This is a genomic window from Vibrio orientalis CIP 102891 = ATCC 33934 (assembly GCF_000176235.1).
GTDB lineage: Bacteria > Pseudomonadota > Gammaproteobacteria > Enterobacterales > Vibrionaceae > Vibrio > Vibrio orientalis.
In genome coordinates, this window is the sequence record NZ_ACZV01000001.1 from 68,867 (window position 1) to 92,607 (window position 23,741).

A 23,741-nucleotide genomic window follows, 5' to 3' on the forward strand; every position below is an offset into this window, starting at 1 on the left:
TGCCCTATTGGAATGTATTTACTTTCGTATTGCAAGCTTAAGCTGATATTCTATAGCAATGAAAAAGACGCATATCACAGAGCAAAAGTTCGCCGATTTGGGCTTACACCCTCAAATTACTGAAGGTCTGGAGAAAAAAGGGTTCGAATTTTGTACCCCTATCCAAGCCTTGGCGTTGCCGGTACTGCTCACCGGCCAAGACATCGCAGGTCAAGCCCAAACGGGTACAGGTAAGACATTAGCCTTCCTGACTGCTACTTTTAACCACTTACTGACCACTTCTGAACATGAAGGTCGTAAGCCAAACCAGCCACGTGCAATTATTATGGCACCGACGCGTGAGTTGGCGATTCAAATCTATAATGATGCTGAATCGCTGATCGCAAGCACTGGTATCAAAGCGGCACTTGCTTACGGCGGCGAAAGCTATGATAAGCAATTGTCTAAACTAGAAGACGGTGTTGATGTACTGATTGGTACAACAGGTCGTATTATCGACTTCTACAAGCAAAAGGTATTTAACCTTAACCATATTCAAGCAGTCGTGCTTGATGAAGCCGACCGTATGTTCGATCTTGGCTTTATTAAAGACATCCGCTTCTTATTCCGTCGTATGCCTGAACCAAAAGAGCGTTTGAACATGCTGTTCTCAGCAACGCTTTCTTACCGCGTACAAGAATTGGCATTCGAACACATGCACAACCCTGAGCATGTTGTGGTTGAGCCAGAAGTGAAAACGGGTCACCGCATTCAAGAAGAACTGTTCTACCCTTCAAATGAACATAAAATGGCTTTACTTCAGACGCTTATCGAAGAAGAGTGGCCAGATCGCGCAATCATTTTTGCCAACACTAAGCATAAATGTGAATCTGTTTGGGGATACCTAGCAGCAGATGGCCATCGTGTTGGTCTATTGACTGGTGATGTTCCACAGAAAAAACGTGAGCGTATCCTTGAGCAATTCACTAAAGGTGACGTCGATCTATTAGTTGCAACCGACGTTGCTGCGCGTGGTCTACACATTCCTCAAGTAACACACGTATTTAACTTTGATCTACCGGATGACTGTGAAGATTATGTACACCGCATTGGTCGTACTGGTCGCGCAGGCGCAAGTGGTCATTCAATCAGCTTTGCTTGTGAAGATTACGCAATCAACCTTCCGCCGATTGAAGAGTACATTGAGCACACTATCCCAGTCTCTGACTACGACCCAAGTGCCTTGATAGAAGATCTACCTGCACCGATCCGCATGCGTTCTAATCGTCCGCAGCAACGTCGTACCAATACTGGCGGTTCACGTTCAGGCAATCGTCGTTCGAACCATCGCTCTCGTCCACGTCAACAAAAGGATTCTTAAGTCGTCTATGAGCCAAGCAGTTTCATCTCCGCTTTATGCAGCCATCGACCTCGGGTCGAACAGTTTTCATATGCTCGTTGTGCGTCACATTGATGGCAGCATTCAAACAATGGCTAAAATTAAACGCAAAGTTCGCCTTGCCGCAGGTTTAGACGACAGTAACGCGCTAAGCCAAGAAGCCATGCAACGCGGATGGGACTGCTTGAGTCTATTTGCAGAACGACTGCAAGATATTCCAACCGAAAACATCCGCATTGTTGGTACCGCGACATTACGTACCGCGACCAATGTGGATGTCTTTCTGGACAAAGCCAATCAGATCCTCGGTCATAAAATTGAAGTGATTGATGGTGAAGAGGAAGCTGCGACTATTTATAAAGGTGTCGCACACACTTCTGGTGGTAGTGGGCGTCGCTTGGTGGTTGATATTGGTGGGGCCAGTACAGAACTGATCATCGGTGAAGGTTTCGAAGCTAAAGCACTAACGAGTCTAAAGATGGGTTGTGTGACTTGGTTAGAGCGCCACTTTAAAGATCGCCAACTGACAGCAACCAACTTCAACAACGCGATTCAAGCGGCAAAAGAGACACTTCAACCAATTCTAGAGCAGTACACAGAAATTGGCTGGGATGTGTGTGTTGGCGCTTCTGGCACCGTGCAAGCACTGCAAGAGATCATGTTGGCACAAGGTATGGATGAGGTCATCACTCACGCCAAACTAAAACGCCTCCAAAAACAGGCGATGCGTGCCGATCATCTTGAAGAGCTTGAAATTGAAGGTCTGACACTGGAGCGTGCTTTAGTGTTCCCAAGTGGTTTGTCGATTCTGATTGCTATCTTTGAACTGCTAGAGATTGACTCGATGACCTTAGCAGGCGGAGCACTGCGTGAAGGCTTGGTTTATGAGATGGTTGATGAGCTAAAGCAAGACGATATCCGTGCTCGTACTATCGCCAGCGTGCAGAGTCGTTATCAGATTGATGCGATTTACGCTAAGCAAGTGGCAAAGATGGCCGCTAAATTGTTGTCTGAGTGTCAAGACGATTGGATTGCCGAATCTCAAGGTGACGTACTACTTGAAACTGCCGCCAAACTGCACGAGATTGGCTTGACCATCGACTTTAAGCAAGGTGGTGCGCACAGTGCTTACCTGCTGCAGCATCTCGATCTACCAGGCTATACTCGCGCACAAAAACATCTACTCGGTGAACTGGCTCGTCGTTATAGAGAGCAACTCACATCACTTCCAGAGCAACACGCCCTTTCGAGTACCAGTGCCAAACGTGTGCTACGTCTGTTGCGTTTAGCGGTATTACTGACTCACCGTCGTAACCCTGATCTCGAACCTAATATCAGTTTGAGTTCTGCGGATGACAAGCTCACCCTGACCATTAAGTCACAGTGGTTGCAAGCTAATCCACTAACCGCGGCTGAGCTTGAAACCGAAGCCAATCGACAAAGTGATATCGGCTGGCCGCTTTCCGTCGTAGAGTACTAATTAATACGTACACCGCAAATACAAAAAAAGCCCGAGAGACTCAGTCCTCGGGCTTTTTCTTGCTAGTCACTTCAATTAAGACTTAGCGCCAACCATTTTAAAATCTGGGTTAACCGCCGTCATCTTACGCACTAGGTAGTTAAGTAATACACCGTACATTGGCACAAACAAGCCTAAGCTAATCACCAATTTGAAGCCGTAATCGACCAAAGCGATTTCGGTCCAGTGTTCAGCCATAAACGGATCTGGGCTTTGGTAGAAAGCAATCGCGAAGAAAGCGATGGTATCCAAAGCATTACCAAATAGCGTCGAACAGGTTGGTGCTACCCACCACTGCTTTAGCTGACGCAGACGGTTAAACACATGCACATCAAGAATCTGACCTAATAGATAAGCCATAAAACTCGCAATCGCAATACGTGCAACAAACAGGTTGAACTCACCTAGCTGACCAAAACCTTGGAATGCACCTTCGTAGAACAAGACAGATAGACCATAAGAGACCGCTAACGCAGGCAGCATCACTAAAAAGATAATGCGACGCGCCAACTGAGCACCAAAGATACGTACGGTCAAGTCAGTAGCCAAAAAGATAAAAGGGAACGTAAATGCGCCCCACGTAGTGTGGAAACCAAACACGGTAAAAGGAAGCTGAACCAAGTAATTGCTCGAGGCAATAATGATCAGGTGGAACAGAACTAATAGAAAAAGGGCTTTGCGCTGCTGCGCAGGGGTAAAGTTACTCATGCGATACCTTTTTAGTTTGGTTTGGGGGTGAGGGAACCCAAATCGACTCTTTCCAAGCCAAGGAAAAAGCCTTACCAACAATGTTAAATGAATTTAGCCGCAATATTTTATGACAAATATCGCGGCGGGCGATTATACATTAACCAATTTCACCTGCAATAGGTGAAATTGAAGCAATCGTTAGCGTCAATGTTCTCTTTAGAAACCACGCTGAAAAAGAGAAGCGAGGAAATCGAGCTCTTCTTTTGAATCATCAATAGCCAACGCTTCAAACCAAACGCTTTCACTATAATGTTCGGATTTAAGAAACAGTTGGTAGCCTTCAAAATCAATTAGCCATGAGTGAATATCAGCATCCCATTGCTTTTCAATTACTGAAGCGGATAACAACTGAACCAACTTTTCTGCCAGTTGTGGAAAACTATCAAAATCAAAACGAGGCGTTCGAATAATAATACGTCCCTCTTGTGCCTGATAATCAACAAGCCCAAATTCCGTTTGTTGCATTGAATCACCCATGATTAGTTAAATGCTCCTGAATCAAATCTAAGAAAGGATCGGCGTACTTCTCTAGCTTACGTTGCCCCACGCCACTCACTGCTAACATTTCCCCATAAGAGGTTGGCAGGATTTCAGCCATATCAATCAAGGTGGCATCACTGAACACCACGTATGGTGGTAAACCATCTTCATCGGCAATCGATTTACGCAGCTTGCGTAGTTTAGCAAACAGCTTTTTATCGTAGTTTTTGCTCGATAGCTTGTCTGACTTGGCGGCACGTGCAGCGGTATCTAAACGCGGCACAGCAAGTTCTAAGCTCATCTCGCCACGCAAAAGTGGACGCGCTTCCTCGGTCAGCTGCAATGTCGAGTTGCGGGTGATATTTTGAAACAACAAGCCTTTATGAATCAGTTGGCGAAACACACTCACCCAATAGTCGTGACTGTTTTCTCGGCCGATACCATAGGTCGATAACTTATCGTGGCCGTTTTCACGCACACGGATATTTTGCATGCCACGCAACACCTCAACCACGTAACCCATACCAAAGCTTTGGTTAACTCGATAGACACAAGACAGAGCTTTTTGCGCTTGCTCAGTGGCATCAAAATGCTTAGGTGGATCTAGACAAATATCGCAGTTACCACACGGCTTTTCTCGATATTCACCAAAGTAGTTCAGTAGCACCTGACGTCGACAGGTTTGTGCTTCAGCAAACGCGCTCATCGCATTGAGCTTATGTGCTTCGACTTGCTTCTGCGGGCCGTCGTCTTTCTCATCGAGCATACGTCGTAGCCAGCTAATATCCGCAGGGTCGTAAAGCATCATTGCCTCTGCGGGTAAGCCATCTCGCCCTGCTCGACCCGTTTCCTGATAGTAAGACTCAATGTTGCGTGGAATATCAAAGTGAACCACAAAGCGCACATTAGGCTTGTTAATCCCCATGCCAAACGCGACTGTCGCAACAACAATCTGAATATCATCCCGTTGAAACGCTTCTTGAACGTAAGCACGCTCATCCGCTTCAAGTCCTGCATGATAACTGGCCGCGCGAAGACCGTTGTTACACAGCTTCTCGGTCACCATTTCGACTTTCTTACGACTACCGCAATAGATGATGCCGCAGCTACCGCGCTGGTTTTCAAGGAAACGCACTACCTGAGAAACCGGCTTATGCTTTTCAACCAAGGTATAGCGGATATTCGGCCGATCGAAACTACCGAGATAGGTATGCGGCTCATTAAGTTGCAGGCGCTGCATAATATCTTTGCGGGTTGCATCATCAGCGGTAGCAGTTAGCGCCATGACAGGCACATGAGGAAAGTACTGCTTTAGCTGACCCAGTGACGCATATTCTGGTCTAAAATCATGCCCCCACTGCGAAATACAGTGCGCTTCATCAACGGCAATCATTGATAAAGGCAAACTTTCCAAGCGCTCGATAAAGTCACGCATCAACACTCGTTCCGGTGACACATAGACTAGCTTAAGCGCCCCTGAATGCATGCGATTGTAGACAGAGATAAGCTCTTCACGTGACATGGTTGAGTTGATGCACTCAGCCGCAACCCCATTCGCTTTGAGCTGATCTACTTGGTCTTTCATTAAAGAGATAAGCGGAGAGATCACCAAGGTTAAACCGCTACGCACCAAGGCGGGAATCTGATAGCAAAGCGATTTGCCACCACCCGTCGGCATGATGACTAAACTGTCTTGCCCAGCGACCGCTGACTCTATTACTTCTTGCTGACCATCACGGAAGATCTGGTAGCCAAAAACATTTTCGAGAATGCTTTGTGGCGTCGGCAATTCTTCCATAGGTTGTGGTGCTAAAAGTGTCGAGGTCATGAATTATCTCAGTAGGATTGCAGGTCGAGTGCGTGACAAACGCAAGGGGCACATTGTAGAGGGGTTTAGAGGTGAATAAAACCGCAAATTGTTAGGTGATTCTACCTGTCGTTCGTATACTGCATGTTTCAATTTGTTAATTTATTTCAACCTGAGCGCACAACTATGACTCCAGACGAACAACAGCGAGCCAAGCAAGGTGTCTTCCTCGCGATTGGTGCCTATACCATGTGGGGCATTGCGCCAATCTACTTTAAAGCGCTCGGTGATGTCTCCCCGCTAGAAATTCTAAGTCACCGCGTCGTCTGGTCGTTCTTCCTACTGGCCGCTCTACTTCACTTCGGTCGTCGCTGGCGCAATGTACGAGACGTGATCAAGTCAAAACAGAAGCTGATGTACCTAGTTACGACTGCGGTATTGGTTGGGGCAAACTGGTTGATCTTCATTTGGGCGGTCAATTCTGATCACATGCTCGATGCCAGCTTGGGCTACTACATCAACCCTCTGATAAATGTACTACTCGGGATGCTCTTTTTGGGCGAACGGCTACGTAAACTGCAGTGGTTTGCTGTCGCTCTTGCCACTTGTGGCGTGCTGGTGCAGTTATTTGTGTTTGGTTCTATTCCGACTGTCGCTATCGCTTTAGCCTTTAGTTTTGGCTTTTATGGCCTTCTGCGTAAAAAAGTCAGCCTTGAAGCGCAAACAGGCTTATTCGTTGAGACCTTAGTACTGCTGCCTGCGGCTGCAATTTACTTAATGTGGATTGCCGATACTCCGACGTCAAATTTCACGGAGAATCCGCTGAATCTAAACTTGCTACTGATTTCCGCGGGTATCATCACTACCTTACCGCTACTTTGCTTTACCGGCGCAGCGACGCGACTCAAGCTATCTACACTGGGCTTCTTCCAATATATTGGCCCAAGTTTAATGTTCCTGCTTGCTGTACTGATTTACGGCGAAGCCTTCACCATGGATAAGACGATCACCTTTGCCTTTATTTGGGGAGCGTTGGTGGTATTTAGCTTTGATGGGCTGCGAGCCAATAAAAAGTCAAAGAAGGCGTCTCAAACACACTGATCGTTTTTTACAAGACATTCAAGATAACTAACGCTAAGCTTGGTGAAATATTCACCAAGCTTTTTTTGTTTTTATGGATAAGGTTCAATACCAAACAGTGCCCAATCAAGAGATAGGTTTGATCGACGCAAACTACCAGACGTTTGCCTTTCAACGTCACTATCATCTTGATTTTCACATTGGCCTTATCACCCAAGGGGAACAAAAATTCCATTATCAGGGTGAATCTCATCATGCCGGTCAAGGGCAAATAGTGTTGATGCCACCGGATGAAATGCACGATGGCCAATCCAAACTCGACTCTGGCTACAAGGTAAAAGTGTTTTCTCTTGATCCTCAATGGCTAAGCGATCTTTCCGATCTAAAACGATCTTCTGACATCATAGGTTTTAACCAACTTGTGATTGATGACTCTTATGTTTTCAATACCTTATCTCAACTACACCACAACCTAACCAACACTCACCAAAGTCAGCTTGCTCAAGACTGCCTACCTTATGAAGGGTTTAGCCAGCTATTCGAGCGCTACGGTGCAAAAGAGCAAAGAAGTATCGTGCCGCTTGGTAATCAGTCCGTTGCGACACTAAAAGAGTATTTGATGGCGAACCTCGATCAACCAGTCAAACTCGAACAACTCTCGGCATTGTGTCAGCTGAGTCCAACTCAGTTTCAGCGCCACTTCAAAGCCAAAATCGGCTTAACTCCCTACGCATGGCTAAGTCGGTTGCGTATGGAGCAAGGGATGAAATTATTGAAAGCGGGTGTGAAAGGTACTGAGGTCGCCCATCAAGTCGGCTTTTACGACCAAGCGCACTTCAGTAAAGCGTTTAAAGCCGTGTATGGCGTCAGCCCATCTCAAATCAACTAGTGTCGATTATTTACAATCTTTTGCTTAGCGCTGCTGGCACAATTGCGTGATACATCATTAATCACTATTGCTATGAACGAATTAACCATCCTAACCACTCTTGCCGTTGTCCACTTTGTTGCATTGATGAGCCCAGGGCCTGATTTTGCTCTGGTGGTGCAAAATGCCACTCGTTACGGACGCCAAACTGGCCTTTATATTGCGCTAGGTTTGTCTTGCGGCATCTTGCTTCATTCATTATTAAGCCTTACTGGTGTCAGCTACTTAGTCCACCAGCAGCCGACCTTATTTGCCTTGTTGCAGTTGGCCGGCGGAAGCTACCTGTTCTATTTAGGTTACGGTGCCTTAAAAAGCACCTGGGCCAAAGTAAAACACTCAGCAGAGAGCGAGCAAGCAAGCGAGCAAACCAGTTTGCTATTGAGCAATAAACGCCAAGCCTTTTCCCGTGGCTTTGCCACCAATATCCTCAACCCGAAAGCCCTCGTGTTTTTTGTCAGCTTAATGTCGAGTTTAGTCCCAGCAGGCATGTCCTTAGCTGGTAAAGGAGGAGCGTTAATCATCTTGTGGGGCATTTCTCTGGCTTGGTTTTCATTCTTAGCATGGGCATTGTCTACTTCACGTATGCAGAAAAAAATAACTTCTTTAGCCATATATGTTGACGGCCTGTGTGGGGTACTGTTCAGCGTTATTGGAGCGGGCATTTTGTGGCAATCAACCACTGCTCTGGCGGCTCAGTTCTGAGTCGTAAAAATTATTAAGTTTGATTCAAGGTTAAATTTTGAACAAAAACTTTTAGACCTACGCCCTTTCCACTGCCACTCTACTCTTCGCATAACAACAAGGAGAATAAGATGCAGTGGAAAATGAAATGCCTCACCGCCTATTTATTGCTGACGTCAGCCAGTACCTTCGCTAATCAAGCCGCCGACTCCGTCGCTCCAGAGCGCAGCAGTGGTTTAGAACAAAAACAGCTGGTGACCGCCAAAGATTGGATGGTTACCGCAGCCAACCCACTTGCCACTCAAGCAGGAGCCGACATTCTTGCCCAAGGTGGCAATGCCATTGATGCCATGGTTACCACTCAATTGATGCTCGGCTTGGTTGAGCCACAATCTTCCGGTATCGGTGGCGGTGCATTCCTTGTTTACTGGGATGCAAAAAGCCAACAGTTGACCACTTATGATGGCCGAGAAACTGCGCCACTCGATGCGACACCACGGTTGTTTCAAGATGAAAATGGCGAGCCACTCAAGTTCTATGATGCCGTTGTCGGCGGGCGATCTGTCGGCACACCGGGTACGGTTAAGTTGATGTGGGATACCCATCAAAAATATGGTCAACTTGAATGGCAGAAGTTGATTGAACCTGTCATTGAGGTTGCAACTAAAGGATTTAAGGTCAGCCCACGCCTTGCTACCTTAATTGAAAACGATGCCGAGCGCTTAAGTCGCTTTGCCACAACCAAAGCTTACTTCTTCAATCCAGATGGCTCACCAAAACCAGCCGGAACGCTACTTAAGAACCCTGAATACGCTGAAACCTTAACTGCCATTGCTAAACAAGGGGCAAAAGCCTTCTACCAAGGCCCTATTGCTGACAGCATTATTGAAACGGTACAAAACGCATCAGGTAACCCTGGGGTATTAGCGCAAAAAGATTTCGACGCATATTCAATCAAACAGCGCCAACCTGTCTGCTCAGCCTATCAAAGTTATGACATCTGCGGCATGGGGCCACCGAGCTCAGGTGCGCTGACCGTCGGTCAAATACTGGCAATAACCGAGCAATTTGATTTAAAAGTCTGGGGAGCCAATGACGCCAGATCTTGGCAAGTGATTGCAGACGCATCACGACTGGCGTTTGCCGATCGCGGTATGTATATGGCAGATGAGGACTTTGTGCCGATGCCGACTCAAGGCTTACTTGATAAAGAGTACCTCAAACAGCGCGCACAACTGATCAAGCCGGGTAAAGCTTTAGCGACGGTGAGTGCGGGCTCTCCTCCATGGAGCTACGCACAGCGTCAAAGCAGCGATGAATCAATTGAACTGCCTTCCACAAGCCATTTTAATGTCGTGGATAAGCAAGGAAATATCGTCTCTATCACCACCACGATTGAAAATGCGTTTGGCTCTCGTCTAATGACCAATGGCTTCCTCCTCAATAATGAGCTCACCGACTTCTCGTTCAGAACTCACCAAGAAGGCAAACCGATCGCTAACCGCTTGGAACCAGGTAAACGCCCGCGTTCATCAATGGCGCCAACCATTATCATGCAAGATGATAAACCATATATGGCCATTGGCTCTCCCGGTGGTAGCCGCATCATAGGTTATGTCGCTCAAGCCATCATTGCCCATACCCAATGGGGAATGGATATCCAGCAAGCGGTCAATCAACCACACCTACTTAACCGCTTTGGCACATTAGATATCGAGCAAGGAACACAAGCCGAAACACTTAAGCCTGAGCTAGAAAAAATGGGCTTTAAGGTCAACGTACGTGACTTGAACTCGGGTCTGCACGCTATCTTAGTCCAAGACGGTCAACTACAAGGCGCTGCTGACCCAAGACGAGAAGGAGCCGCGATAGGAAAATAACGCCGATCGCCTCACTTGCTTGTGCGAGATCTCTCACAAGCAAGTGAGTAAATATAGCTTTTTCGCTGAGAGAAATGTAAACAATAAATCATAAATTACTGAAAAATAAGAATACGTACATTTTTGGAGCGAATTTTTATGTAGAAATACGTTTGCGTCATATTGCTGAAAATCGTCAAAAGCGTAATATTAATCCTGTCGGAAGGATACTGACACGGAACAGGAAATTACCACGGATTAGGTAATCTTCAGGAAGAAGATACGGTTATTCAGGATGAATAGTCGGCATGGAAAGCGAATAGGACATTGAACGGACGCAATAGTAACTAGGATGGTTGCTACTAAGGATGGGAAATGGACACCTCTGGACGAGGAAAGGACTTATCATCAGGATGATGAAAAGGACACCGCTCAAGGAACAAGCGACGTGAGCTAACGAGGATTGTTAGCAGACCAGGATAGGGTCACCAACGGACACCGCTAGGATGGCGAGTAAAGGATTGAGCTGAAGGACATCAGCATACTATCAAGGATTAGATGCATGGAGCACCTATAGTAGCCGGATTGCTGCGAGTAAGACTATAACCCCGATGGGCTCGCGCCCTCGGGGTTTTTCTTTATCTTTTTATCTGCATAATTGAACTCGCTGCTACGTTAACTTCGCTTGTTCACCCCATCACATAGGTTCCCTATGCTCAGGGGCTTCACTCACTTGTTGCCTTGCAGCAAGCCCAATTCTTTTGATAAAAACACCCCCAATAGAGACTGAAAATTTATAACGTTTCTAACTTAGCGTAAGCAGTCACCAACCACTTAATTCCTTCACCGTTAAAAGCAACTTGAACACGACTTTGTGGGCCGCTGCCTTCAAAGTTGATGATGGTGCCCTCTCCGAATTTAGGGTGCATAACGCGTGAACCTAGACTAAAGCCAGTTTCGTTAAAACTCTCTTTCACGACAGTTTGGCTAAAGCGGCCAGAGCTTGCTGGGCGGCTAACTTGTGCTTTCATACGTACTTCATCAAGACACTTTTCTGGCAGTTCGCGAATAAAGCGTGATGGTTTATGGTACTTATCTTGACCATACAAACGACGCATCTCTGCGTAGGTAATGTAGAGTTTCTCCATCGCACGAGTCATGCCCACGTAGCAAAGTCGGCGCTCTTCTTCCAAACGGCCTGCTTCTTCCGCAGACATTTGGCTTGGGAACATGCCCTCTTCGACACCGACCATAAATACCAGTGGGAATTCCAAACCTTTCGCACTGTGCAGGGTCATGAGCTGAACCGCATCATCAAATTCGTCCGCTTGGCCTTCCCCTGCCTCTAGCGCAGCGTGAGTCAAAAACGCCGTCAGCAGCGTCATATCTTCGGCTTCTTCTGGCTTTTCAAACTGACGTGTTGCCGTAACAAGCTCTTCCAAGTTCTCAATACGTGCTTTCGACTTCTCGCCTTTCTCTTGTTCATACATCGCGAACAGGCCAGAATATTTGATCACATGGTCGGTTTGCTCATGCAGCGACAATTCACAGGTGTCATCTTCAAGTGCATTAACCAATTCAATAAAGCGGCTGAGTGCACCAGCTGCTCGCCCTGCTAATACTTGGTTTTCAAGCAAATGCAGACTCGCTTGCCACATGGTGCTGCCTTGGTCGCGCGCGGCAAAGCGAATTGTCTCAAGGGTTTTATCGCCTAAACCACGAGTTGGCGTATTCACCACACGTTCAAACGCCGCATCATCATTTCGGTTCGACATCAGACGCAAATAGCTTAAGGCATCTTTGATCTCTTGGCGTTCGAAGAATCGCATACCACCATAAATACGATATGGCAGACCTGCTTGGATCAAGGCCTCTTCAAGCACACGTGATTGGGCGTTATTGCGGTACAGCATCGCGGCATCATTGAGTACGCCGCCTTTATCCTGCCACTCTTTAATTTTGTTGACCGCGAAACGCGCTTCATCAAGCTCGTTATAGGCCGAGTAAACGGAAATCGGCTCACCTTCCGCGCCATCAGTCCAAAGCTCTTTGCCCATACGCTCAGTATTATTAGCAATCAGAGTGTTGGACGCTTCTAGAATGGTCTTGGTTGAGCGATAGTTCTGCTCAAGGCGAATGGTGTTCACGCTTGGGAACTCTTGAGTAAACTTCTCAATGTTCTCAATCTTAGCGCCGCGCCAACCGTAGATAGACTGGTCATCATCACCAACAATCATCACATGTGAGTCAGGGCCTGCCATCATGCGTAGCCAAGCATATTGGATATTGTTGGTGTCTTGGAATTCGTCGACAAGAATATGTTTAAAGCGAGCTTGGTAATGTTCACGGATATGTTTCTTATCACGCAGGAGCTCATGGGCACGGAGTAAGATTTCCGCAAAGTCGACTAATCCTGCACGGTCACAAGCTTCTTGGTAAGCACTGTATAGCTGAAGATATGTCTTAGTGATCGGATCGCCGTAGGCATCAATGTGATTCGGGCGCAGACCTTCATCTTTTTTGCCATTGATCCACCACGCAACTTGTTTTGCTGGCCACTGCTTTTCATCTAAGTTCTGCGCTTTAATCAAGCGACGCAATAGACGCACCTGATCATCGGTATCAATGATCTGGAAATCTTCAGGCAGCGTAGCATCAAGGTAGTGAGCACGGAGAATTCGGTGACAGATACCATGGAAAGTACCATTCCACATTCCCGAAGCACTGCCCATCATTATCTCTTCAATACGGCCACGCATTTCCGCTGCCGCTTTGTTGGTGAAGGTCACTGACATAATTGAAAATGGTGAGGCTTGCTCAACCGACATCAACCACGCAATACGATGCACCAGCACGCGCGTTTTACCACTGCCTGCTCCAGCTAAGACAAGTGCATTTTCTAGTGGGGCGGCAACAGCTTCACGCTGCTTGTCATTCAGGCCATCGAGAAGTAATGAAGGATCCATTCGGGGCTCAGCTACTGTTTATCTATACATGAAAAGGCATTATACCCGAGTGACCCTAAGATGCTAGGTGAGAAACACTTCCGTTGCTGGGTAAGACTCTAAAGCCATTGCATCCACGGTGAAAAAACAAAAAAAATCGCATATTTATTCTTTCTATAAAACAACACCTTAGATAAATAAGACAAATAAAACCCAATGGAAAGATAATTTTTTTGAAAGTTTTCCGCTCCCTTCTCTATCCTTTTAACTAAGCAAGTTGATGAATTCACACATGATTCACTTGCCTACATAAGTAAAGGAATTAAGTCTGAGGAAATGAATATGAAAAAGTCTAATCTTGCTGTTACTGCTGCTGTTACAAGTCTCATTGCGTTTGGTGGTACCGTCCTTACTGCAGCGCCAGCAGTCGCGGCTGAAAAAGAAAAATGCTACGGCGTAGCTAAAGCCGGCAAAAATGACTGTGCAACAAAAACCAGCTCTTGTGCAGGTACAGCAAAAGAAGATAACCAAACTGACGCATTTGTTGTCGTACCTAAAGGCCTATGTGGCAAATTGGCAGGCGGTAGCACTCAATCATCATAATTTCTACCGATGACTACAGGCGGTCTAGGCTCAACTGACCGCCTTGTCTCATCCCATAAGTTTTCAAGGATGGCGTTTGTGAAATCAACCACTTTTCATCCCCAAGTTGGCGTAGGGCTACGCTCTCCACATCTAGACTACTTTGTCGAACAAAAACCACCGCTGTCTTGGCTAGAGATCCATAGCGAAAACTATTTCCAACCCTACTCTAAGGCAAGGCAACAACTGCACCTTCTTGCTAACCACTACCAAATCAGTTGCCACGGTATCGGTCTTTCACTGGGTAGTGTTGAGCGAATAAACCAACAGCACCTGACGCAACTTCGCAGTCTAATTAACGATGTTGAACCATTTTTGGTTTCCGATCATCTCAGCTGGAGTCAAACTGGCGGCCATTATTTTAATGACTTGCTACCACTGCCTTATACCGAAGAAGCACTCAAGGTCTTTTGTCGTAATGTTGAGGAGGTTCAAGATGCCATTCAGCGACCTCTTCTGATTGAAAACCCTTCCAGCTATCTCAAATTTAATCACTCGACCATTAAAGAGTGGGAGTTCTTGGCGGAAGTGCAAAAGCGTACCGAGTGTCGACTACTGCTCGATTTAAACAATATTCATGTCTCCGCCTTTAACCATGGTTTTGACAGTGTTGAGTACATCAATGCCATCCCCGAGCACGCGGTGGATGAGATTCACTTAGCTGGCTTTACCGTCAAACACCTCGACCAAGGTGAAATCTGGATTGATACCCACAGCCGCCCAGTCAGTGATGAAGTGTGGCAGCTCTATCAATATTGGCTTGAGTCGTATGGTGAGCGCCATACTCTGATTGAATGGGATTTAGATATCCCCGAGCCTGAAGTTTTATTAAACGAAGCAACCAAGGCCTCCCACCAACTGCAACGTTGGCAAGATAAACAAAGGAAGGTCTCATGAGCGCTCTCTCTCTTGCCGAACTCCAGCAGACGTTTGCCGCTGCCTTGCACTATCAAGCGAGCGGTGAAGCCTGCAATATTGCTAGTGATACCTTCACGGCTGATGAGCGAATGCAGATTTATCGCAATAACTTTGTTGTTAGCCTCAGCGAAGTGCTCGCTGCAACCTACCCGATGGTATCAGCTTTAGTTGGTGAGGAGTGCTTTAATCAAATGGCTCGCCAGCATGTACTCAACAACCCATTGGGTTCAGGTGATGTCAGCCACTATGGAGAGCATTTCAATGATTCTATTAGTCACTTCCCTGCCGTAGTCGAAGCGGCCCCCTATGCCGAAGAGGTGGCACGATTTGAATGGTGTATTGATTTAGCTCAGCAGCAACAGGGACAAATATCACTCTCTGGAGAACTGTTGCCGCTCGCCAAACTGGCTGAGATTGAGCCAGCGCAACAAGCTGCTATTCACCTGCATCTATTACCGGGGGTAGTGCTTTTTCGTTCATCTTATGCGGTTTATTCGTTGCAGAGAGCCATTGCTGACAACCAATTTGACGACTTGCAATTACACCAAGCAGAACAAGGTTTCATTTGTTGTTCAGCTCAAGGAGAGGTTTGGACACAAAAGTTAGCAAATAGCGCATTTGACTTGCTGCAGTACCTGCACTCTGGATGCACGCTTGGTGAGATACCACCAGAACAACTACAACATATCAATCTAATTTTTGACAGCAATGTGATTGCTGGATTTACACTTGCGGATTAAGGGGATAGGCATGTCCGATTCAATCAAAAATATGCTCAACACTTACGACAATATTATTAACGCGACTCAGAACGCTTTTGTTCCTTTGCTACTGCTATTTTGTCGACTTTGGGTTGCCTGGGTATTCTTTAATTCAGGACTAACTAAAATTGCCACTTGGGATAGCACCCTCTATCTGTTTGAGTACGAATACCAAGTTCCTGTTTTGCCTTGGCAATTAGCTGCGTATATGGGAACCGCAGCTGAACTAATACTGCCGGTGTTTATCGCTCTAGGCTTGTTGAGCAGACCAATGGCCGCAATCTTATTTGTCTTCAATATTATCGCGGTGGTTTCTTACCCAGTGCTGTGGGCACAAGGTTTCTTTGACCACCAACTGTGGGGGTTAATGATATTAATTGTCATTGTTTGGGGACCAGGGCCATTGTCCGTCGATAAGCTAATTAGAAATAAACTACTCCGCTAATCTTCTGAACTAAGGTCATCCTTCACTGAGTTGACCGCATCACGAGAGGCGTGTCCAATTGCTTTGGTCGTATCACGTGTTGCATGACCAATGGTTCTGCCTGCATCTTTAAGTTCAGCGCACCCAGATGTGCCAAGAACCATCAATGAAGCGAGGGTAAGGGTTGTAAACAGTTTCAGCATATGACCTCCTTGCATGCTAAGCTGATTATCATATCAATAAAAAACGCCCCTGGCTCATAAAGTCAGGGGCGTTTTGTTCATTTCAGCGATAAGAATTTAGGCACTGATTCCAGAGTGACGCAGCAGAGCATCGATTTGTGGCTCACGGCCACGGAAGCGTTTGAACAACTCCATCGGCTCTTCACTGCCACCCATCTCAAGGATGTTGTTTAGGAAGCTCTTACCCGTTTCGGTATTAAAGATGCCCTCTTCTTCAAAGCGAGAGAACGCATCTGATGACAACACTTCAGCCCATAAGTAGCTGTAGTAACCAGCACTGTAACCACCAGCAAAGATATGGCTAAAGCTGTGTGAGAAGCGGTTCCACTCTAGGCTTGGCAATACGGCAACTTTGGATTTCACGTCTGCCAGCGTTTCAAGTACACGAGGGCCCACTTCTGGATCAAACTCAGTGTGTAGTGTGAAGTCAAACAAACCAAATTCTAGCTGACGTAAGATAAACATCGCTGACTGGAAGTTTTTCGCCGCCAGCATTTTCTCTAGCATCTCTTTTGGCAGTGCTTCACCCGTTTCAAAGTGACCAGAAATAAATGCTAGCGCTTGTTCTTCCCAACACCAGTTCTCTAGGAACTGACTTGGTAGCTCAACCGCATCCCATGGCACACCGTTGATGCCCGATACCGCACCCGACTCGACTTGAGTCAACATGTGGTGAATACCATGACCAAATTCGTGGAACAGCGTCACCACTTCATCGTGAGTAAATAGCGCAGGCTTGTCACCCACTGGGCGGTTAAAGTTACAGGTTAGATACGCTACTGGCGATTGCAGCTCACCCGATTCATTAATACGGCGAACTCGACACTCATCCATCCAAGCGCCGCCACGTTTATGTTCACGCGCGTACAAGTCTAGGTAGAAGCTGCCGCGAAGTTTGTCATCCGCATCGAAGATATCAAAGAAGCGTACTGACTCGTGCCAAGTATCGACACCTTCACGCTCTTGAACTGTCATGCCGAAGACACGCTTCAACACTTCAAACAGACCACTTACCGCTTTCGCTTCTGGGAAATAAGGACGTAGCTCTTCGTCTGAAATTTGGAATAGGTGCTGTTTCTGTTTTTCGCTGTAGTAAGCAATATCCCACAGGTTAAGCTCTTCAACGCCAAACTCTGCTTTAGCAAACTGGCGCAGCTCTTCAACTTCACGTTCGCCTTGAGGTTTTGCTTTGCTTGCTAAATCATTCAAGAAACCTAATACCTGAGAAGGGTTCTCGGCCATTTTGGTTGCGAGTGACTTTTCACTGTAAGTGTTGAATCCAAGCATACGAGAGATTTCATAACGCAGTTTTAGCTGCTCGTTGATGATCTCAGTGTTGTCCCACTCACCTGCTTTCGGGCCACGATCGGATGCGCGAGTGACGTACGCTTCATACAACTCTTTACGCAGATCTTGGTTATCACAGTAAGTCATCACTGGCAGGTAAGATGGAATATCCAGCGTTAGCAAGTAGCCGTCGAGCTCTTTAGATTCTGCCGCCGCTTTCGCTGCAGCTAATGCCGACTCAGGCATACCTGCTAAGTCCGCTTCATCTGTCACGTGCTTGTTCCAACCCATGGTGGCATCAAGTACGTTGTTAGAGAATTTAGAGCCTAGCTCTGACATACGCTTACTGATCTCACCATAACGGTGTTGCTCATCCGCAGGTAGACCAATACCAGACAATTCAAAGTCACGCAGCGAATCAGTGATGGATTTCTTTTGCGCTTGAGTGAGTGATGCAAAGCTTTCGTCAGCCTTTAGCGCTTTATACGCTTCAAACAGGCCTTTATGTTGACCAACCCAAGTGCCGTATTCAGACAATAGCGGCAGACAGCTTTCATAAGCGTCACGCAGTTCATCACTATTGACCACAGAGTTCATGTGACTCACTGGCGACCAAATACGACTTAAGCGGTCATCCACCTCTTCGATTGGCGCCACGACACTTTCCCAGCTCGGTGTGATATCACCGGCGAGTACCTGTTCGATTTTAGCTCGACAGTCAGCAATCGCCTGCTCTACCGCTGGTTTAACATGTTCTGGTTTAATCTGAGAAAACGGGGGCAAATCGGTAAAACTAAGAAGTGGATTCGACATAAATCATTCCTTTTGTTAGCCAAAGCGAACTACGGGTTCGTCTATTGAGTATATTCAACGTCTTAAAGATTAAATATAGGTGCGATAAGCATTTTTCAATAGCGGGATGCAGCTAAGTTGTTGCTAAATACGAGCATCACAAAGCCACTGAGTATATAATCAGCGAATCGTTCGTATTAACTTCAGTATGGTTGCAAGACCATTTCGAGAGAGTCATTTTGTTAAGTTATCGCCACAGTTTTCACGCTGGTAACCACGCCGACGTGGTTAAGCATATCGTTCAAAGCCTTATTCTGGATGCGCTCAAGCAGAAAGATAAGCCATTTGTTTACCACGATACCCACTCAGGTGTTGGTCGTTACGACCTGACTCACGAGTGGTCAGAAAAAACTGGCGAGTACAAACAAGGTATCGCTCGTATTTGGGAGCAAACTGATATCCCACAAGATATCCAAAGCTACCTTGAGTCGATTAAAACGCTTAACAACGGGGATGCACTGCGCTACTACCCAGGCTCACCTCGTGTTGCTCGTGCTCAACTTCGCCCGCAAGATCGCATGGTACTGACTGAGCTTCACCCAGCTGATCACCCGCTGCTAGAACAAGAGTTCCACCGCGATCGCCAAGTCAGCATCTACAAAGAAGATGGCTTTAAGCGCCTTAAGGCAAGTCTGCCACCACAAGAACGCCGTGGTTTGGTACTGATTGACCCACCTTACGAATTGGCAAAAGAGTACCGTGACGTAGTGGCAGCCATTGCTCAAAGCCATAAGCGCTGGGCAACCGGCATCTACGCAATTTGGTACCCAGTAGTTAACCGCTGTGACATCGAAGATATGATTGAAGGCCTAGAAGGTCTCGGCATTCGCAAGATTTTGCAAATCGAGTTAGGTGTATCTCCGGACACCAATGAGCGTGGTATGACTGCATCAGGCATGATCGTGATTAACCCGCCGTGGAAGCTAGAAAGCCAGATGAAAGAAATTTTGCCATTCCTGCAAGAAGCAATTGCGCCTGCAACCGGTCACTTTAAAGTGGAATGGATAGTACCGGAGTAATCCATATCAAATAAAGCAGAGTCAAAATACTCTGCTTTATCGCTATTTGTCATAACCAACCTCACTTTTTCCCATTGGGAAATCAGTCAGAGTCGATTTATGATAAGCAACAAGGACAGCTCTGAGTAGCGGATTGAGTTTGCTCAAATTCATCCCTATATACTCAGTAGCAATCAAATAAATTAATAAGCTCGGAGAAAGTAATGGCGACTCATTTTGATTACATCTGTATCGGCGGCGGCTCAGGCGGCATCGCATCGGCTAACCGTGCAGCGATGTACGGCGCAAAAGTCGCGCTGATTGAAGCTCAAGACCTAGGCGGTACGTGTGTCAACGTTGGCTGTGTACCGAAGAAGGTTATGTGGCACGGTGCGCAAATTGCGGATGCAATGAATCTATACGCTGAAGACTACGGCTTCGATGTAGATGTAAAAGGCTTTGACTGGAGCAAGCTAGTTGAAAGTCGCCAAGCTTACATTGGTCGTATCCACCAGTCTTACGATCGTGTTCTGGGTAACAACAAAGTAAACGTCATCAAAGGCTTCGCTAAGTTTGTTGATGAGAAAACGGTTGAAGTAAATGGCGAACACTACACAGCGGATCACATCCTAATCGCTGTGGGTGGCCGCCCAACGATTCCAAACATTCCAGGTGCAGAGTACGGCATCGACTCTAACGGTTTCTTCGAACTAAACGAGCAACCTAAGCGCGTTGCGGTTATCGGCGCAGGTTACATCGCGGTTGAAATTGCAGGCGTACTGAATGCACTCGGCACTGAGACTCACCTATTTGTGCGCAAAGAATCGCCACTACGTAGCTTTGACCCAATGATCATTGAAACGCTAGTAGAGGTAATGGACGCAGAAGGTCCTAAGCTGCACACGCAATCTATTCCAAAAGAGATCGTGAAAGAAGCGGATGGCAGCCTGACTCTTCACCTAGAAAACGGCAACACGCAAAACGTTGACCAACTTATCTGGGCAATCGGCCGTCACCCAGCAACTGACGCAATCAACCTTGCATCAACGGGCGTTGAAACTAACGACCGTGGCTACATCAAAGTAGACGAGTACCAAGAAACTAACGTGAAAGGCATCTACTGTGTAGGTGACATCATGGAAGGCGGTATCGAGCTAACTCCAGTTGCGGTTAAAGCAGGTCGCCAGCTTTCTGAGCGTCTGTTCAACGGCAAAACCAATGCAAAAATGGACTACAACCTAGTCCCTACTGTTGTATTTAGCCACCCACCAATCGGCACTATTGGCCTAACGACACAAGAAGCTGAAGAGACGTACGGCAAAGACAACGTTAAGGTATACACCTCTGGCTTTACGGCAATGTACACAGCGGTCACGAAGCACCGTCAGCCATGTAAGATGAAGCTAGTTTGTGCTGGCGAAGAAGAGACTGTCGTTGGTCTGCACGGCATCGGCTTTACGGTAGATGAGATGATTCAAGGCTTCGGCGTAGCAATGAAGATGGGCGCGACCAAAGCAGACTTCGACTCTGTTGTGGCTATCCACCCAACTGGCTCGGAAGAGTTTGTTACTATGCGTTAATCGCTCACTGTCACTTCTTGGCAGATAAGCGTTCTAACTATAACGGGCCGTGCATTCTATGCACGGCCCGTTTTTATTTAGTGATTTCGGTTAACCATGTCTTGGTTGATGCTCTAGTAGCGCGATAAATGCCTCCAAATAGTGCTCAATGGTGAAATCTGCCGAAACTGGAGGAAGCTCCAAAGTAATACAGGGTAAATTCCTTTCAACGCACCAAGTGCCAAATGAACCCGGCGTTTCATAATCAACATCTTCAACCACGGATAAATCGAACTGCTTAGCCAACCAAGCAGCCAGTTCAGAACCATTCGGATCATCCACACAGGCCAGCGGTTCATGAAACGACACCACAAACTTAGGCTGTCGCTGCTCAATCAATTCAATCAATGCCTTAATTTCGGGCTCTAATTGCTCCTTTTTCCCGGTACTGACTTTGACATCCCGTACTGATGTGTTTGAGCTCCAACGATAGACCGTCCCCTCTTTGACCCAATTTTGAGTAGGAAAAGCGCGGTTAAGATCGACCTGATTGGCATTAGCTCGGGTGCCTAATTGATTACCATCAGGATTAATCGACAAGATGACATCATGATGCAGCCTTTCAGCAGGTAAAGTACGTAGAGCGCAAGACAGACCTGTAATGGAAGCCGTTTCATCACCATGGGTTCCAGCCAAAATCAGACCACGAGACTCACTCTCTACTTGAGCGGGAAAATAAAGTAGCTTCGCCCCGAGTACTGAGTTTCCATATGACAGCGGCGTAACTGAGAATGCCGCTCTTTCCGTTCTTGGAATTAAACTCACCATAATCTCCTGATTTGTCGGGTAGTATTTACATTCATCGAACAGTTAAACACCGTTAACAGTTGTATGGTTATTGTGCTGCTTTGAATAAAAAGACGTGTTAGGAGAACGAAAAAATATGGATTTTAAAAAACATTCCACAGCGTTACTGGTTTCCACTTTGTTGACCCCTTTTCTATCAGTTTCTGCTTGGGCTGACTCACTGCCAGACGGCGTACAACTTGCTTCCGACCAACACTTAGTCCGTGCCAACGACGCAGAGGCTGCAACACTTGACCCTGCCAAAGCCGAAGGGCTACCTGAAATGCACATTTTGCGCGATCTGTTCGAAGGTCTAGTCATCCAAGATCGCGACGGTAATATCGTTCCTGGCGTAGCGCAGTCTTGGGAAACCGATGATAACCAGACATTTGTCTTTCACCTGCGTAAAGACGCCAAGTGGTCGAATGGCCAACCTGTGACTGCCGATGACTTTGTCTACGCAATAAGACGAGCGGTTGACCCTAAACTCGCCTCACCGAATGTTTGGTACCTCAAGCTGACCAAGATTAACAACATTGCCGATGTCGCCGATGGTAAAAAGCCACTCGAAGAGCTCGGTGTTAGCGCTATCGACAAACACACGCTGCGCTTTGAACTCGATAGTAAAGTGCCTTACTTTGTTGCGATGACAGGGCATACCTCAATGATGCCAGTGCATCAAGCAACGCTAGAAAGCAGTGATAAACCATGGAGTGATCCTAACCAATTTGTCGGTAATGGTGCCTTTACCCTCGATAAGTGGGTGGTCAATGAACGCATTGAGCTAAAGAAAAATCCTAACTACTGGAATAGCGCTGAAACTCACCTCAATCAAGTGACCTATATTCCATTCGAGAACCAAAACGCTTCAATCAATCGCTATGCCGTTGGTGAAGTCGACATTACCTCAGATGTGCCAACTCATATAGCGCCACAGCTGAAGAAAAAGTATCAACAAGCTTACACCGCTGTGCCGTTACTCTGTACCTACTACTATGCGTTTAATACCACTCGCCCGCCATTTGATGACATTCGAGTGCGACAAGCGGTCTCTTATTCGATCATGCGCGATGTGATCACCAATGGTGTCACTCAAGTGGGTAATCTGCCTGCCTATACCTTTGCCCATCAGTACACCGCAGGATTTGATGCCTCTCAGCCTGAGTATAGTCAATGGACACAAAAGCAACGTGATGAGAAGGCGCGTCAATTGCTAAAAGAGGCAGGATATGGGGAAGATAAGCCACTCGACTTCAAATTACTGTACAACACCAGTGAGTCTAATAAGTCGATTGCTGTCGCCATTGCTTCAATGCTTAAAAACAATCTTAATGCCAAGGTCGAGTTGGAGAATCAAGAGTGGAAGTCTTACCTTGTCTCTCGCAGACAAGGGGACTTTGATGTGATGCGCGCTTCTTGGTGTGGTGACTACAATGAAGCGTCGACGTTCTTAAGCTTACTACGCTCAGACTCTTCTGGTAACTTTGCCCGTTATAGTAGTGAGCAATACGATCAGGCCATGGATAGCGCACTGGCGACCACCAGTGACACTAAGCGCCAAGCCTTCTATGACCAAGCAGAACAGTCGTTAGCGATGGATATGCCGATTGCTCCTATCTATTACTACATGCAGGCTCGGTTAGTACGACCGAGTGTTGGCGGCTTTGCTAAGAACAATGTCGAAGGACGTATCTACTCGAAAGATCTCTACATCAAACAGCAGTAGCTAGGATGAGTTAATCTCGCTGATACAAAAAAAGCAGACCAATTGGCCTGCTTTTTTCA

At 46.7% G+C, this 23,741-nt stretch carries 20 protein-coding genes; 13 read left to right on the forward strand and 7 right to left on the reverse strand.

The annotated features are described in order from the left end of the window. The first annotated feature begins 58 nt into the window (after positions 1 to 58). Both rhlB and gppA read left to right on the forward strand, forming a co-directional pair. A complete protein-coding gene (gene rhlB / locus VIA_RS00355) occupies positions 59 to 1,360 on the forward strand; it encodes an ATP-dependent RNA helicase RhlB (protein WP_004409641.1) in 1,302 nt (433 codons plus the stop codon). Between the two features lie 7 nt (positions 1,361 to 1,367). Continuing rightward, on the forward strand, positions 1,368 to 2,858 hold the full coding sequence (gene gppA, locus VIA_RS00360; protein ID WP_004409643.1) for a guanosine-5'-triphosphate,3'-diphosphate diphosphatase: 1,491 nt from the start codon (positions 1,368 to 1,370) through the stop codon (positions 2,856 to 2,858). Between the two features lie 75 nt (positions 2,859 to 2,933). On the opposite strand, the gene VIA_RS00365 is transcribed toward gppA, so the two are convergent. From VIA_RS00365 to recQ, 3 genes are all read right to left on the reverse strand, one after another. Beyond that, positions 2,934 to 3,605, reverse strand: a complete 672-nt coding sequence (locus VIA_RS00365) for a 7-cyano-7-deazaguanine/7-aminomethyl-7-deazaguanine transporter (protein ID WP_004409644.1) — start codon at positions 3,603 to 3,605, stop codon at positions 2,934 to 2,936. Between the two features lie 198 nt (positions 3,606 to 3,803). After that, the gene (locus tag VIA_RS00370; RefSeq protein ID WP_004409646.1) at positions 3,804 to 4,124 is read right to left on the reverse strand and encodes a DUF3630 family protein; all 321 of its coding nucleotides are present in this window, start codon (positions 4,122 to 4,124) and stop codon (positions 3,804 to 3,806) included. Next, entirely contained in the window at positions 4,117 to 5,955 is a 1,839-nt protein-coding gene (gene recQ, locus VIA_RS00375) for an ATP-dependent DNA helicase RecQ (RefSeq protein ID WP_004417679.1), read from the reverse strand. The genes VIA_RS00370 and recQ overlap by 8 nt, the downstream gene beginning before the upstream one ends. A 165-nt stretch (positions 5,956 to 6,120) precedes the next feature. Between recQ and rarD the strand changes: the two genes are divergently transcribed. The 4 genes from rarD to ggt all read left to right on the forward strand — a co-directional run bounded on the left by rarD (position 6,121) and on the right by ggt (position 10,503). Continuing rightward, complete coding sequence (gene rarD / locus VIA_RS00380; protein ID WP_004409648.1) at positions 6,121 to 7,035, forward strand: EamA family transporter RarD; 915 nt, start codon at positions 6,121 to 6,123, stop codon at positions 7,033 to 7,035. A gap of 73 nt (positions 7,036 to 7,108) precedes the next feature. Further along, entirely contained in the window at positions 7,109 to 7,903 is a 795-nt protein-coding gene (locus tag VIA_RS00385) for an AraC family transcriptional regulator (RefSeq protein WP_004409649.1), read from the forward strand. A gap of 72 nt (positions 7,904 to 7,975) precedes the next feature. Beyond that, positions 7,976 to 8,644 (forward strand): LysE family translocator, encoded by a 669-nt coding sequence (locus VIA_RS00390; RefSeq protein WP_004409650.1) that lies wholly within the window; start codon positions 7,976 to 7,978, stop codon positions 8,642 to 8,644. Between the two features lie 110 nt (positions 8,645 to 8,754). Continuing rightward, positions 8,755 to 10,503, forward strand: coding sequence for a gamma-glutamyltransferase (gene ggt / locus VIA_RS00395; protein WP_004409651.1), 1,749 nt, complete (start codon positions 8,755 to 8,757; stop codon positions 10,501 to 10,503). 773 nt (positions 10,504 to 11,276) lie between these two features. On the opposite strand, the gene uvrD is transcribed toward ggt, so the two are convergent. Continuing rightward, positions 11,277 to 13,448 carry a DNA helicase II gene (uvrD, locus tag VIA_RS00400; RefSeq protein WP_004409652.1) on the reverse strand — a complete coding sequence of 724 codons (2,172 nt, stop codon included), beginning with the start codon at positions 13,446 to 13,448 and terminating at the stop codon, positions 11,277 to 11,279. 321 nt (positions 13,449 to 13,769) lie between these two features. On the opposite strand from uvrD, the gene VIA_RS00405 reads away from it, so the two are divergent. The 4 genes from VIA_RS00405 (at position 13,770) to VIA_RS00420 (ending at position 16,193) form a co-directional block, all read left to right on the forward strand. Beyond that, entirely contained in the window at positions 13,770 to 14,030 is a 261-nt protein-coding gene (locus tag VIA_RS00405) for a BufA1 family periplasmic bufferin-type metallophore (RefSeq protein WP_004409653.1), read from the forward strand. A 78-nt stretch (positions 14,031 to 14,108) separates the two neighbouring features. Further along, positions 14,109 to 14,966, forward strand: coding sequence for an MNIO family bufferin maturase (gene bufB, locus VIA_RS00410; protein WP_004409654.1), 858 nt, complete (start codon positions 14,109 to 14,111; stop codon positions 14,964 to 14,966). Further along, on the forward strand, positions 14,963 to 15,727 hold the full coding sequence (locus tag VIA_RS00415) for an HvfC/BufC N-terminal domain-containing protein (protein WP_004409655.1): 765 nt from the start codon (positions 14,963 to 14,965) through the stop codon (positions 15,725 to 15,727). The genes bufB and VIA_RS00415 overlap by 4 nt, the downstream gene beginning before the upstream one ends. 10 nt (positions 15,728 to 15,737) lie before the next feature. Beyond that, positions 15,738 to 16,193, forward strand: coding sequence for a DoxX family protein (locus VIA_RS00420; protein ID WP_004409656.1), 456 nt, complete (start codon positions 15,738 to 15,740; stop codon positions 16,191 to 16,193). Here VIA_RS00420 and VIA_RS00425 read toward each other — a convergent pair. Next, a complete protein-coding gene (locus tag VIA_RS00425; protein ID WP_004409657.1) occupies positions 16,190 to 16,375 on the reverse strand; it encodes a hypothetical protein in 186 nt (61 codons plus the stop codon). The genes VIA_RS00420 and VIA_RS00425 overlap by 4 nt on opposite strands. Before the next feature lie 96 nt (positions 16,376 to 16,471). Next, entirely contained in the window at positions 16,472 to 18,514 is a 2,043-nt protein-coding gene (prlC, locus tag VIA_RS00430; protein WP_004409658.1) for an oligopeptidase A, read from the reverse strand. A 218-nt stretch (positions 18,515 to 18,732) separates the two neighbouring features. On the opposite strand from prlC, the gene VIA_RS00435 reads away from it, so the two are divergent. Both VIA_RS00435 and gorA read left to right on the forward strand, forming a co-directional pair. Next, positions 18,733 to 19,572, forward strand: a complete 840-nt coding sequence (locus VIA_RS00435; RefSeq protein ID WP_004409659.1) for a 23S rRNA (adenine(2030)-N(6))-methyltransferase RlmJ — start codon at positions 18,733 to 18,735, stop codon at positions 19,570 to 19,572. A 203-nt stretch (positions 19,573 to 19,775) separates the two neighbouring features. Continuing rightward, on the forward strand, positions 19,776 to 21,131 hold the full coding sequence (gene gorA / locus VIA_RS00440) for a glutathione-disulfide reductase (RefSeq protein ID WP_004409661.1): 1,356 nt from the start codon (positions 19,776 to 19,778) through the stop codon (positions 21,129 to 21,131). Between the two features lie 90 nt (positions 21,132 to 21,221). Here gorA and mpaA read toward each other — a convergent pair whose 3' ends face one another. Further along, positions 21,222 to 21,935, reverse strand: a complete 714-nt coding sequence (gene mpaA / locus VIA_RS00445; protein WP_174269832.1) for a murein tripeptide amidase MpaA — start codon at positions 21,933 to 21,935, stop codon at positions 21,222 to 21,224. A 118-nt stretch (positions 21,936 to 22,053) separates the two neighbouring features. Here mpaA and VIA_RS00450 point away from each other — a divergent pair, with 118 nt between their 5' ends. Then, positions 22,054 to 23,682 (forward strand): ABC transporter substrate-binding protein, encoded by a 1,629-nt coding sequence (locus VIA_RS00450; RefSeq protein ID WP_004409663.1) that lies wholly within the window; start codon positions 22,054 to 22,056, stop codon positions 23,680 to 23,682. The last annotated feature ends 59 nt before the right edge of the window (positions 23,683 to 23,741 follow it).